Annotated in this window: 8 protein-coding genes; 3 read left to right on the forward strand and 5 right to left on the reverse strand. The window is 72.9% G+C overall.

What is annotated here, in order from left to right:
- Nucleotides 1-134 precede the first annotated feature (134 nt).
- Nucleotides 135-1,562, reverse strand: a complete 1,428-nt coding sequence (locus tag ACZ4SW_RS05630; RefSeq protein ID WP_468238330.1) for an MFS transporter — start codon at nucleotides 1,560-1,562, stop codon at nucleotides 135-137.
- A 101-nt stretch (nucleotides 1,563-1,663) separates the two neighbouring features.
- On the opposite strand from ACZ4SW_RS05630, the gene ACZ4SW_RS05635 reads away from it, so the two are divergent.
- The gene (locus ACZ4SW_RS05635; RefSeq protein WP_468238332.1) at nucleotides 1,664-2,644 is read left to right on the forward strand and encodes a helix-turn-helix transcriptional regulator; all 981 of its coding nucleotides are present in this window, start codon (nucleotides 1,664-1,666) and stop codon (nucleotides 2,642-2,644) included.
- Between the two features lie 4 nt (nucleotides 2,645-2,648).
- On the opposite strand, the gene ACZ4SW_RS05640 is transcribed toward ACZ4SW_RS05635, so the two are convergent.
- Nucleotides 2,649-4,112, reverse strand: coding sequence for an MFS transporter (locus tag ACZ4SW_RS05640; protein ID WP_468238335.1), 1,464 nt, complete (start codon nucleotides 4,110-4,112; stop codon nucleotides 2,649-2,651).
- 81 nt (nucleotides 4,113-4,193) lie between these two features.
- Between ACZ4SW_RS05640 and dusB the strand changes: the two genes are divergently transcribed.
- Entirely contained in the window at nucleotides 4,194-5,336 is a 1,143-nt protein-coding gene (gene dusB, locus ACZ4SW_RS05645) for a tRNA dihydrouridine synthase DusB (protein WP_468238337.1), read from the forward strand.
- A gap of 23 nt (nucleotides 5,337-5,359) precedes the next feature.
- Here the strand turns inward: dusB and ACZ4SW_RS05650 are convergent, their stop codons facing one another.
- The 3 genes from ACZ4SW_RS05650 to ACZ4SW_RS05660 form a co-directional block, all read right to left on the reverse strand.
- Complete coding sequence (locus ACZ4SW_RS05650) at nucleotides 5,360-6,934, reverse strand: LTA synthase family protein (protein WP_468238517.1); 1,575 nt, start codon at nucleotides 6,932-6,934, stop codon at nucleotides 5,360-5,362.
- A gap of 1,138 nt (nucleotides 6,935-8,072) precedes the next feature.
- Nucleotides 8,073-10,010 carry an amylo-alpha-1,6-glucosidase gene (locus ACZ4SW_RS05655; protein WP_468238340.1) on the reverse strand — a complete coding sequence of 646 codons (1,938 nt, stop codon included), beginning with the start codon at nucleotides 10,008-10,010 and terminating at the stop codon, nucleotides 8,073-8,075.
- Nucleotides 10,007-11,566 carry an MGH1-like glycoside hydrolase domain-containing protein gene (locus ACZ4SW_RS05660; RefSeq protein WP_468238342.1) on the reverse strand — a complete coding sequence of 520 codons (1,560 nt, stop codon included), beginning with the start codon at nucleotides 11,564-11,566 and terminating at the stop codon, nucleotides 10,007-10,009. The genes ACZ4SW_RS05655 and ACZ4SW_RS05660 overlap by 4 nt, the downstream gene beginning before the upstream one ends.
- A 120-nt stretch (nucleotides 11,567-11,686) precedes the next feature.
- Here ACZ4SW_RS05660 and ACZ4SW_RS05665 point away from each other — a divergent pair, with 120 nt between their 5' ends.
- Nucleotides 11,687-12,907 (forward strand): ROK family protein, encoded by a 1,221-nt coding sequence (locus ACZ4SW_RS05665; RefSeq protein WP_468238345.1) that lies wholly within the window; start codon nucleotides 11,687-11,689, stop codon nucleotides 12,905-12,907.
- The last annotated feature ends 297 nt before the right edge of the window (nucleotides 12,908-13,204 follow it).

Below are 13,204 nucleotides of genomic sequence, written 5' to 3' on the forward strand. Positions count from 1 at the left end.
GAGGCCGCCGTAGGCGTTTGGACCTTTGGCCTGTTGTGGGTGGTTTTCGCCCTCCGGTCCGTCCTACCGCCTGTGGGGGCCACGGGTCCCCCGGGCCCCCACCGGGTCACGGGCGCCCCGCAGGATCACCGCCCTCATGCGATCGTGCGGGGCAGTCGCAGGCTCAGGGCGGCCGTCAGGGCGATGCCGGCCAGTTGGACCAGCAGTGTCGTCACCAGGGCGTCCCGCATGCCCATGCCCGGCGCCAGCGTCAGGAACAGCGTGCCGAGCGTCGCCACGCCCAGCGCCAGCGCCGACTGCTGCGTCGTCACCATGACGCCGCTGCCGACGCCCGCACGCGCCGTCGGCACCTCCGACAGGATGATCCGCAAGGTGATCGGGAGCTGGAGCGCCTGGCCCGCGCCCGCCACCGCCGCGCCCGGCAGCAGCTCCCACACGCCCAGGTGCGGCCAGGAGCGCCAGGCGGTCACGACCAGCAGCCCGATGCCGACCGCCTGGATCAGCCCGCCGACGGTCACCACCCGGGTGCCGAAGCGGGCCACCAGCCGCGGCCCGTACAGCGAGACCACGAAGAACGCCAGCGCCATCGGCGTCAGCGCCAGACCCGCGGAGACCGGACCGAGCCCCGCGCCCTGCTGCAGCGACACCGCGATCACGAACATGAAACCGCTGAATCCGATCGAGAACGGCACGATCATCACCAGACCGCGGCGCAGCGACGTCAGCGCGAACAGGCTCGGCGGCACCAGCGGCGTACGGCCCAGCCGGTCCGCGCGGCGCTCCACCGCGTAGAACGCCCACGCCGCGAACGGGAACGCGGCCAGCGACAGCCAGGTCCACAGCGGCCAGCCCGCCGCCCGGCCCTCGGTCAGCGGCGCCAGCAGGGCCAGCAGGGAGGCGGCGAGCAGCACCGTGCCGGGCCCGTCCACCGGTTCCGGGTGCTGCGAGCGGGTCTCGGGGACCGCCCGCGCGCCCAGGAACAGGCCGACCACCACGACCGGAACGTTGACGAGGAACACCGAACGCCAGCCGGTGCCCCAGACGTCCGCCGCCACCAGGACCCCGCCGAGGATCTGCCCGGCCACCATGGAAAGACCGGCCGTCGCGCCGTACAGGCCCATCGCCCTGGCGCGGTGCTGCCCGCTGGTGGCCGCCTGGATCGTGGCCAGCACCTGCGGCAGCATCGCCGCGGCCGCCGCGCCCTGCGCGACGCGTGCCGCCACCAGCGTCCAGGCGGTCGGCGCGAGGCCGCACGCCAGCGAGGTCACGCCGAAGGCGGCCATTCCGTAGAGGAAGAATTCACGCCGGCCGAACAGGTCGCCCAGCCGGCCGCCGAGCACGAGCAGCACGGCGTACGACACTCCGTACCCGGCGACGACCAGTTCGAGGACGGCCTCGCCCGCGTGCAGGTCCCTGCCGATCGTCGGCAGGGCGACGTTGACGATGAAGAAGTCGATGAGAGGCAGTGCCGCGCCCAGCAGCACCGTGAACAGTCCGAGCCCGCCCAGCCGTGGGGTCGCCACCGGCGAGCGGACGGTACGGGAAGTGAGAGTCTCAGTCACGCCATCGAGCCTCCGCCGGCTCATAGCGTGGTACCAGAGTCTCTTTATCCTGGTACCCACGCCACCTGGAAACAGGGTCCGAGGGGCGACAGACTGGGGGCATGGCGACGATGGTGCGGGAGACGACGGCGGCCCGGGAGACGACGGCGGTCCGCGAGACGACGGCGGTCCGCGAAGCCCGCCAGGACCGAGCCCGGCAGGCCCGGGAAGCCCCCGAGCCGGAGGCGCCCGGCAGGCGCACGGCCGAGATCCGGCGGCACGAGCTCGCCGCGTTCCTGCGGCACCGCCGCGAGCACATCACCCCCGAGCAGGTCGGACTGCCCCGCGGCCGGCGCCGCCGCACCCCGGGGCTGCGCCGCGAGGAGGTCGCGCAGCTCGCCGCGGTCGGTGTCACCTGGTACACGTGGCTCGAGCAGGCCCGGGACATCCAGGTGTCCGTCCAGGTCCTCGACGCCCTCGCCCGCACGCTGCTGCTCGACGCCAGCGAGCGCGCCCACCTGTTCAACCTGGCCGGTGCCGTGGACCCGGCACCCGGCGCGCACTGCCCGTCGGTCACCGAGGCCCAGCGGATCCTGCTGGAACAGCTCGAGCCGCTCCCCGCCTGCATCTCCAACAGCCGGTACGACATCCTCGCCTACAACCGCACCTACGGGCTGCTGATGTGCGACCTGGACACCGTCCCGCCGGCGGACCGCAACTGCATGGTGCTGAGCTACACGCACCCGGACTGGCGTGCGTCGATCGTCGAACTCGACGAGACCATGCGGCTCATGGCCGCCAAGTTCCGCGCCAACATGGCCGAGCACCTCGGGGAGCCGGCCTGGAAGATGCTGCTGAAGCGGCTGACCACCGAGTCCGCGGAGTTCCGCGAGAACTGGGAGCGGCACGAGGTGGTGGGCGCCCGCAGCAAGCGCAAGCAGTTCCGCAACGCGTACGTGGGCCTGCTGACGGTGGACCACACGGACCTGTGGCTGGGGCCGCACAACGGGCCGCGGATGGTGACGTACGCGCCGGCGGACCAGGAGACCCGGGAACGCCTGGAGAAGCTGCATGCGATCGCGTTGGAGCGGAGCGCCGCCTGACGCTTCAGGGGCGCCTGCCGCCCTGGGCGGAGACGCCGGACGCCTCGCGCACCTCGGGGGACTCCAGCCGCTCGGCCGTGCGTTCGGCCGTCTTCCTGGCCCACCGGCCGGTGGTGAGCGCGCCCAGGGCCAGCACCAGGGCGCCGCACGCGACGAGGATCCACCAGCCCGGCCGGGCCGCCGTCACGAACGTCGCCCGGTAGGACGACGCCGTCACGCCGGACGCCAGCACCGCGCCGACCACCGCCACACCGAGGGTCTGGCCGAGCTGGCGGCTGGTGGAGGCGACCGCCGCGGCGACACCGGCCTGGGCGCGGGGCATGCCGGAGACGGCGGTGTTGGTGATGGGGGCGTTGACGAAGCCGAAGCCGATGCCGAACAGGACGTAGCCGACGAGCAGCATGGGGTTCGACGTCTCCGCCTCGAAGGCCGCGAACAGCACGGCGCTCGCGGTCATCGCGCAGCCCGCCACCAGCAGCGGCAGGCGCGGCCCGCGGTTGCCGACCAGACGGCCGGACAGCGGGGCGCACAGCATCGTCGGGGCCGCCAGGGCCAGCATCCACAGGCCCGCGTGGAGCGCGTCCAGGCCGCGTACGTTCTGCAGGTACAGCGTGGACAGGAACAGGAAGCCGCCGAGGGCCGCGAACGCGCTGACGGCGATCACCGTGGCCCCGCTGAACGGCGCCGAGTGGAAGAAGCGCAGGTCGATGAGCGGTTCGGCGCGGCGCGGCTCGTAGCGGAGCAGGCCGAGCAGCGCCAGGAACGCGACCGCGGCGAACGGGACGATCCGTCCGGCACCGGCCTCCGGCGCCTCGATGATCGTGTACGTCAGGCAGCCGAACAGGGCGATCACCAGTAGCTGGCCCACCGGGTCCGGGCGGCGCGCCTTGGGCGCCCGGGACTCCGGGACGAAGCGCAGGGTGAGCAGCAGCGCGGCCAGTCCCACCGGCAGGTTGACCCAGAAGATCGACCGCCAGCCGACCGACTCCACCAGCAGCCCGCCGACCAGCGGGCCCGCGGCCATGGATATCCCGACCACGGCACCCCACACCCCGATCGCGCGGGCCCGTTCACGGGCGTCGGTGAAGGTGTTGGTGATGATCGACATGGCGACCGGGTTGAGCATCGAGCCGCCCACCGCCTGCACCATGCGGAACACGACCAGCAGCTCCAGGTTCGGTGCGAGCGAGCACAGCAGGGAGCCGACGCTGAAGACCGTCAGGCCCGCCAGGAAGATCCGCTTGCGGCCGATCCGGTCGGCCGTCGAACCCGCGAGCATCAGCAGCGAGGCCAGGACCAGCGTGTACGCGTCGATGGTCCATTGCAGGCCGGACACGCTCGCGTGCAGTTCCCGCTGCATCGACGGCAGCGCCACGTTCAGAACGGTGTTGTCGAGGCTCACGATCAGCAGGCTCATGCAGCAGATCGCGAGCACCAGCAGACGTCGGCGGTGGCTGAGCTCGGGCATGGACCCATGGTACGCCGACATCAATAGTGTGTCTAACTAATGACTCTTACATGGTCATCGCCGATACGCGACAATGGGGCAATGCCCATGACCGAGTCCCCTTTGCAGATCGGCCCGCACACCGTCCAGCCGCCCGTCGTGCTCGCGCCCATGGCCGGGATCACGAACGCGCCGTTCCGCACGCTGTGCCGAGAGTTCAGCGGCGGCAAGGGGCTGTTCGTGAGCGAGATGATCACGACGCGGGCGCTGGTCGAGCGCAACGACAAGACCATGCAGCTCATCAAGTTCGACGCGAGCGAGAAGCCGCGGTCGATCCAGCTCTACGGCGTGGACCCGGCCACCGTCGGCAAGGCCGTCCGCATGATCGCGGAGGAGGACCTCGCCGACCACATCGACCTCAACTTCGGCTGCCCGGTGCCGAAGGTGACCCGCAAGGGCGGCGGCTCGGCGCTGCCCTACAAGCGGAACCTGCTGCGGGCGATCCTGCGCGAGGCGGTCAGCGGGGCCGGCGACCTCCCGGTCACCATGAAGATGCGCAAGGGCATCGACGACGACCACATCACCTACCTGGACGCCGGGCGGATCGCCGTCGAGGAGGGCGTGACGGCCATCGCGCTGCACGGGCGGACGGCCGCCCAGCACTACGGCGGCACCGCGGACTGGGACGCCATCGCGCGGCTGAAGGAGCATGTGCCGGAGATCCCCGTGCTGGGCAACGGCGACATCTGGTCGGCCGGGGACGCGCTGCGGATGGTGCGCGAGACGGGCTGCGACGGGGTGGTCGTGGGCCGCGGCTGCCTGGGGCGGCCGTGGCTGTTCGCGGACCTGGTGGCGGCCTTCGAGGGGCGGACGGAAGCCATGGCGAGGCCGACGCTCCGCGAGGTCGCCGACGTCATGGTCCGGCACGCCACGCTGCTCGGCGAGTGGATCGGGGACGAGTCGAAGGGCGTCGTCGACTTCCGCAAGCACGTCGCCTGGTACCTGAAGGGCTTCGCGGTCGGCTCCGAGATGCGCAAGCGCCTCGCGATCACCTCCTCACTGGAGGAGCTGCGGGCCGGGCTGGACGAACTGGACCTCGACCAGCCCTGGCCGGCCGGCGCCGACGGGCCCCGCGGCCGTACGTCCGGCAACAACCGGGTGGTGCTGCCGGACGGCTGGCTGAAGGACCCCTACGACTGCGCGGGGGTCGGCGAGGACGCGGAGCTGGATACCTCCGGGGGCTGAACCCGCCCTCCCCGCCCCGGTGCTCACTTCTTCGGGTGCGGGGTCGAGCCGTAGGCCGTGAGGAACCTGTCGCGGAAGGCGCTCATCTTCCACACCGGGGCGTTGTGCGCCGGGCGCAGGCCGTCCGTCCAGCCCCAGTCGGCGACCTTGTCCAGGACCTCGGGGTCCTTGGCGACGATCGAGATCGGCACGTCGTGGCTGGCGTTGTTGCCGGTGACGTGGGCGTTCGCCTGGTGGTCGCCGAGGAAGACGAGCACGGTGTCGTCCTTGCCGTAGCGCTGCAGCCACTCCGACAGGGCGGTCACCGTGTACTGCACGGACTTGCCGTACTCCTGCTTGGAGTGCAGGTCGCTGGTGTAGGTGTAGGAGGCCGGGTGGGCCGCCTTCTCGATGGAGTCGAAGATCGAGCCGTTGCCCAGCTTGTCCCAGGGGACCATCTTCGGGATCGGCGCCCAGGGCGTGTGGCTGGAGGTCAGGATGAGGAACGACATCCGCGACTTGCCGTCGGCCGGCTGCTTGCTGTGCTCCAGCTTCTGGAACTGCTCGAGGGTGTACTGGTCCGGCATGGTCGACCAGCTGAACTTCGGCCCCTTGTAGCCGAGCTGGAAGGCGTTGTAGACCTTGTCGAGGCCGTACCACCTGGCCTCCGGCCAGCCCTTCTGCACGCCGGGCATGATGCCGACGGTGTCGAAGTCGCCGGTCTTCTGGAACGCCTTGGTCAGGGTGAGGTGGTCGCCGGCGCCGCCCTGGGTGACCGTCCGGTAGCGGTTCTGGTTGTTGATCCACAGGCCCGACATGGTCGTCGAGTGGCCGAGCCAGCTACTGCCGCCGTACGTCGCCGAGGTCAGCCAGCCGCTCTTGGCGTGGAAGCCGGCCCTGGCGAGGGCCTGGGTCTGCGCGTCGAGCGTGGCGTCGACGCCGGGCCCCTCGACCGGGTCCTCGATGGCGCTGCGGCCGTAGCTCTCGATGAACGTGAAGATCATGTCCTTGCCGCGCAGGTCGGGCACCAGCTCGGAGCCCGGGGTGGCGCCGAAGGCGTCGACCTTCTCGGTCTTGGAGAACTCCCGTTCGTCCCTGATGGTCTGACGGATGAGGTCGGAGCGGACCTTGAGCATCGTGACGGCGCGGTCGGCGGCCAGCGGCACACCGCTGTACTGCAGGTTGAGAACCGTGCAGGTCATCCACACCATGCTGAGGACGAGGACGGTACGGGTGGTGGTGGCACGGTGCCGGGCCATGACGTTGCTGAGCCGGACGACGGACAGTGCCGAGACGGCGAGGACGACGAGGACGAGCGCGACGGCCGCGACCAGGGTTCCCAGGGCGCCCGTGCCGCCCAGGGTGTCCTGGAGGTAGGAGTAGGCGTCGCTGAAGAGGGGCCAGTCGAGGACGGCGTTGAAGTCGCGGCCGAGGTACTGGTAGAAGCCGGCGTCGAGCACGTTGAGCATGGTCTGCACGCCGAGTGCGACACCGGCGAGCCAGGCGACGACCAGCCGCGGCCGCCGCGGCAGAGCGGTCAGCACGACGGCCCCGATCAGTGCCTCCACGGGGATCCGCAGGAACATGGCCGGCCGGAAACTCGCGGTCCTGTTGGGCATGACGAGCGAGAGGACGACGAGGGCGCCGGCCAGAACGGTGACGGTGACACCGAGAACGCGGGCGGCGCGCGGGTGGTCGGCCCGCCAGGTGCGCAGGCGGAAGCGGGGCCGGGGGCCGTCGGTCGTACCGGCCCTGTCGTCGGCCCCGTTCTCCCCCTGCGCCTCGGCCTCGGCCTCGGGCTCGGCGGCCGGGGTCGCGACGGGTTCGCCGTCGGCGACGGCCGCGGTGTCCGCCGCCGAGGCGGGGCGGTCGTCGTGGGCGCTGTCCGCTGAGGCGCTGTCCGCCGGGGCGGTGCGTTGCGGGTCCCCGTCCGCCGAAGTGCCGTCCTCCGGCTCGTGGTCCGCCGAAGTGCCGTCCTCCGGGTCCCCGTCCGCCGAAGTGCCCTCTTCCGGCTCGCGGTCCGCCGGAGTGCCGTTCTCCGGCTCGCGGTCCGCCGCGGCGGCGGACGCCGGCCGGGGCTCCTCGGCGCTCTGCTCGTCGCCCTGCTCGGCGTCCGCGTCCCCGCCCGCCTCCGTGGTCGCTTCAGCGGCCGTCTCCGTAGCCGTCTCCGCGGCCGTCTCCGCGATCGTCTCCGCGGTAGGCCGGACGGGCCCGGCCGTCGGCCCGGCGTGGGTCTCGTGAGCGTGTGCCGCCCTGTCGTGGCCGGGCTCGCGGGTCGCGGTGTCCGCCTCGGGCTCGGGCGCCGTGCCGTGGCCGTCCCCGGCCGGGGGGGTCTCCTGGGCGTCCGGCTCCGTCGCACGGTCGGCGGGCTCGCCCGGAGCGCCGGATATCGCCTCCGCCGCCGGCCGCTCGCCCTCCTCCGCAGGCAGGACCCCGTCCGTGGCCGCCCCCGCCTTGTCCGTCGTCTGTGGTGCGCGCGTGTTGAGAGGCAACCCGAGGGTCCTTCCGTGCGAAGCCCGTGGTGGAGGCGGGCCACGCTGGGGAGGCTGGGCCCGCCTTCATCCCCTACGGGCGGCCGGCTACCCGCGTTCACCACGGCGCCCCAGCGCCCGGCAAACACCCGGCAAACCCCAGGTCAACCCAGTCCGCGAGGACAGTGGGCCGCGCTTGTGAAGGGCTCGGAGAGAGCCGCCCCGGGGCCGCGCGCCGCCCGCCCATTGGCTCCGCGCGGTCCCGGGTGTCTGTGACGACGGGGCGCTACGCCCCGCCCACCGCCGTGAGCAGGGCGAGGGGTGTCGCCGCCGAGCGGGACTCGCGGACGCAGGCGTGCGGGTACGGCACCGGCTCCGGGTGGGTGTCGCGGTCGTACCCGGCCAGCACCTCCGGCAGCCGGTGGCCCGTCGCCGTCGCGGCGTCGACCAGGGCGTGGGCCACCGCACGGGCCTCGTCGTGCAGGCCGTAGCGGGCCAGGCCCAGCGTGATCAGCGCGTTGTCGTGCGGCCAGACCGAGCCGCGGTGGTACGACATCGGGTGGTACGCCGCCTGGCCCGCCGCCAGGGTGCGGACGCCCCAGCCGGAGAAGAAGTCCGGTTCCAGGAGGCGGCGGCCCACCAGTTCGCCGTACTCCTTGTCCAGCAGCCCCGACCAGAGCAGATGGCCCGCGTCGGAGGCCAGCGCGTCCACCTGGCGGCCCTCGCCGTCCAGCGCCAGCGCGGGGAAGGAGTGTTCGTCCATCCAGAAGTCCCGCTGGAAGCGGTCCCGCAGATCCCCGGCCGCCTGTTCGAGCAGCGCCGCGTACACCTCGTCGTCCCACACCGTGCGGGCCAGTTGCGCGGTGCGGCGCAGCGCGTCGTACGCGTACCCCTGCGCCCCCGCCGCCATCACCGGCCCGGTGGGACGGCTCCCGTCGGCGGAGCAGATCGCGCCGGGGGAGTCCTTCCAGTTCTGGTTGGCGAGGCCGCCCTGGTCGGCGCGGTAGACCAGGTAGCCGCGCGAGGTGAGGCCGCCGTGGTCCAGCATCCAGCCGATCGCCGCGCGGGCGTGGGGCTCCAGGCGGCGGGCCGTCGCCGTGTCACCGGTCTGCTCGACGTAGGCCCCGAGCAGCACCAGGAAGAGCGGTGTCGCGTCGACCGAGCCGTAGTACCGCCCGTACGGCACCTGCCCGAAGTGCGCCAGCTCCCCGTGGCGCACCTCGTGCACGATCTTGCCCGGCTGGGCGACCGAACCCGCGGAGACCTCGGTCGCCTGGGTCGCGGCGAGCGCGGCCAGAGTGGCCGCCGCCGGCCCGGGGCGGTAGGGGAGCGCGAAGAGGGAGGTCAGGAGCGCGTCGCGGGCGAGGAGCGTGAGGAACCAGGGCGCGCCGGCCGCCGGGACGCGCAGCTCCTCCCCGTCGGGTCCCGTGGCCGGGACCTGGAGCGCGGCCAGGTCGGACAGGCCCCGCGCACAGGCCGTGGCCAGCTCGGGCCAGCCGGTGGGGAAGGCGATGCCTTCCATGAAGGCGCCCTCCAGCGCGAGGAGCCGGTGGTTGGCGGCGGCCGGGGACGCGGGGACCACCGGGTCCTGCGCCGCCCCGTGCGGCCGGGCGGCGACCCGCAGCGTCAGCTCCGCCGAGCCGTGCGGCTCCAGCTCCAGCGTCCACACCAGGCGCCGGGCGCCCGTGCCGGTCTCCTCGACACCGTCCGGCGCGGGTTCGGCGGTGACCCTCGTACAGGAGCGCCACTCGCCGCGCCGGTAGCCGAACTCCACGCCGTCCTCCAGGACCTGGCGCGAGCGCACGGCACCCGTCTTGGCGTACGTGCGGTGGTCGGATCGCAGCTCGAACTGGTCCGTGAAGTCGGCGTCCGCCGTGACCGCGACACGGACCGTGGTCGGCACCGGGCGGTTGCTGGTGAGCCGCAGCGACTCCACGAACGCCCCGTCCACGACGGCCTGTTCGCGGAACAGGGTGTGCGCGGGCGGTTCCTGGCGGCCGCCGCGCGGCACGAGCACGCAGCGCGCCGTGTCCCCGTCGGCGACCGGCGTGAGCGTCTCGGGCACCGCGCCGTCGACGGTGAGCTGCCAGCGGCTCAGATGGCGTGCGTCCCGTACGAACAGCCCGGACGGGGAGGTGACGCCCCGCACCCCGTTGATGTCCCCGCTGTCGCCCACCGCGGCGAACGTCGCGCCGCACACGAGCAGATGGTGCCGGTCCGTCATCCCCGCTCCCCTCCCTTGTCACTCCTGTCGAACGTGCCGGTGCCCGTCGGGGACACGCCCTGTCCGGGGTGGTCGTGGAGCAGGTCGAGGGTGAGGGCGGCGGTCCAGCCGAAGCCGGCCGCTCCGCAGGCCTCGCCGGTGTACGGGTCGACGTACTCCGCGAAGTCGGAGGTGTCCGCGGTGTCCAGCAGGGCCTCGCGCAGCGCGTCGGCGTCCGCCTGCTCGCCGTGCACGCGCAGCCCGCGCTCCAGCAGCCAGCCGGTGTTGAACCAGGCGGGCCCCCGCCAGTACCGGTGCGGATCGAAGGCCTCGCCGAGCAGGTCGTAGCTGGGTACGAGCCGGGCGGCCCCGCCGAGCGAGAAGTGCGGCCCGCGCAGGGTCCCCAGGAGGGCGGTGGCGATGTCCCGGGGGAGCGAGGGCAGCAGCAGGGGGATCAGGCCGGAGACGGTGCGCTCGGGAACGAGGGTGCCGCCCGTGCCGCCGCCGTACACGTCCCGGCAGAAGAACATCCCCTCGTCCGGATCCCACAACCGGTCGATCAGGGCCCCCGTCAGGCGTTCCGCGCGGGCGTGCCGTGCCGTGCCCCCGGCGCCCAACTCCTGCGCGATACGGGCCAGGGCGTGCTCCGACGCGATCAGCAGTGCGTTGAACGCCGGGTCCTCCACCGCGAACCGGCCCGCCCCTCCGCCACCACCGCCCTCGACCGAGGCCGTACGGGCCGCCCCCTTGTCCGTCCCGTCGGCGTATCCGCCGTCGCGGTACTCCGTCGCCAGCCGCACGTACCGCCCGTAGTCCAGATCCGTCGGCCGGTCCTCGGGCGCGCCGTGGGCCAGGTCGGCGCGGCGGAACGAGCGGGCCGGGGCCGGGGTGATCCTGGACAACGGCGCGTCCCAGGCGGGGCTGTTGTCCATGCCCTGCTCCCACGGGTGCACCACCGAGGCCAGCCCGCCGCCGCCCAGGTCGCGGCGGTGCAGCAGATAGCGGTGCCAGGCCGCCAGGCGCGGGTGGACCCGGGCGAGGAAGCCGCGCGCCCGGGAGAGCCCCGGGTCGGCCAGGTGCACCAGCCAGGCCGCCAGCGCGTGGACCGGTGGCTGCACGATGCCCGAGGTCTGTACGGTGCGCGGGGCGCCCGCGGCGCGCCCCGCGGTGGAGGAGCGCCAGAAGTCGGGGCTCGGGAAGTAGGCGTCGAGGGGCACGGAGGGGTTGAACACGATGTGCGGAATCCGCCCGTCCGCCCACTGGGCGTCCAGCAGCGTCTCCAGCTCGGTCTGCGCCCGTAACGCCGAGATGTGGCGCAGCCCGATCGCGATGAACGCCGAGTCCCAGGACCACTGGTGCGGGTACAACTCACGCGAGGGGACCGTCGACGTGCCCGTCCAGTTGGCCTCCAGGACCCGCGCCGCCCTGACGTGCACAGACGCGGGAGGGGCCGGGTCGTATACACGGGCCCCGGAACGGGCGGTCCCACGCGGGCCGGAGGCGGGCGGTGAGCCGGAGGGGCGTACGGGAGACGTGAGTTCGGTACGGCGGGCGGTGAGTTGGGTCGTGCGCTCCACTCAGGTCTCCCCGAAAGACGTCCGGCCGAGCGGTTCGGCAGTAGCTACCGTAGGGTTACGTCTATTTAACACGCAAAACTCACTATGTAATGCGGTGTTGGTGAACGCAAGGGGGTGCGCATGAGCGGAAGAGCCGGAAAGCCGGGCGCGTCGGCCGGCGCCGGAGATCTGCTCGAACTGGTGCGCAGTGGCCGCGCCACGACCCGGGGCGCGCTGCAGCAGGCCACGGGCCTGTCCCGGGCCACGGTCGGCCAGCGTCTGGACCGGTTGTTCCGGGCCGGCTGGCTGCGCGAGGGCGCGGGCGGCCCGGTCGACTCGCCGCTGGGCGGACGCCCCTCCATCACCCTGGAGTTCGACGACGCGCATGCCGTGGTGCTCGCCGCCGACCTCGACACCCGGCACGCCCGCGCCGCCGTCCTCACCCTGGCCGGCGAGATCCTGGCCGAGCATACGGGCATCCTGCTGCTCGAGGACGGCCCGGACGCCGTGCTCGGTGAACTGGGCCGCTGGTTCGCCGGACTCCTCGACAGGGCGGGCCACCGGGCGCACGAGGTGTGCGGGATCGGCCTCGCGGTCCCCGGGCCCGTCGACACCGACACCGGCCGGGTGGTGCAGCCGCCGATCATGCCGGGCTGGGACGGCTACGACATAACGGGGCGCCTCGGCCGCGCCTTCACCGAGCACGCGCGCGGCGCCGCCGACGTGCCCGTGCTGGTCGACAACGACGCGAACCTGATGGCGTACGGCGAACAGCGCACCGGGCACCCGGACTGCGGCGCGTTCGTGCTGGTCAAGGTCTCCACCGGGATCGGCGCGGGCGTGGTCGTGAACGGCCGGATCTACCGCGGCATCGACGGGGGCGCCGGCGACATCGGGCACATCCGCGTCCCCGAGGGCGCCGAGGCGCTGTGCCGCTGCGGGTCCTACGGCTGCCTCGCCGCCGTCGCGAGCGGCGGTGCCGTGGCGCGCCGGCTGGATCGGGCGGGGGTGCCGGCCGCCTCCGGCTCGGACGTGCGCGAGCTGCTGGCCGCGGGGCACCCGGAGGCCGTCGCGCTCGCACGGGAGGCCGGGCGGAGGGTGGGGGAGGTGCTGGCGACCGTGGTGACGCTGCTGAACCCCGGGGTGCTGATGATCGCGGGCGACCTGGCCGGGACGCCCTTCCTGACGGGCGTGCGGGAACTGCTGTACCAGCGGGCGCTGCCCCGCTCCACCGCGCACCTCGACGTGGTGGTCTCGCGGCTCGGGGAGCGGGCGGGGCTGGTGGGGGCGGGGGCGCTGGTCGTCGAGCACCTCTACGCCCCGGAGCGGGTCGAGGAGCGGCTGCGGGCACTGGGTGTCTGAGACCCCGCCCGCCCCGTTCCCTTCCGTCCCGCTCCCGTCCCGGAAAACTCCACGCTCTTGGCGTGCGCATGACAAACACATTTCCGCGCGGATCCCCGTCCGCATGGTGAAATCGGGCGACCTCGATTAGCGTGATTCTCGCCACCCCTGATAGGGATTGCGCTCAGATGAGCGGATCTTGTGCGGTTGCACTTCCTCAAGGGGTGGCACTGAGTGCCACCCCTTGATCGTTCATCGATCGAATATCAGAAGATGCAAGAGCTGCTCATCTGAGCATTAAACCCCCTCTACGGGCGG

The sequence above is a fragment of the Streptomyces sp. NPDC028331 genome (genome assembly GCF_055565775.1).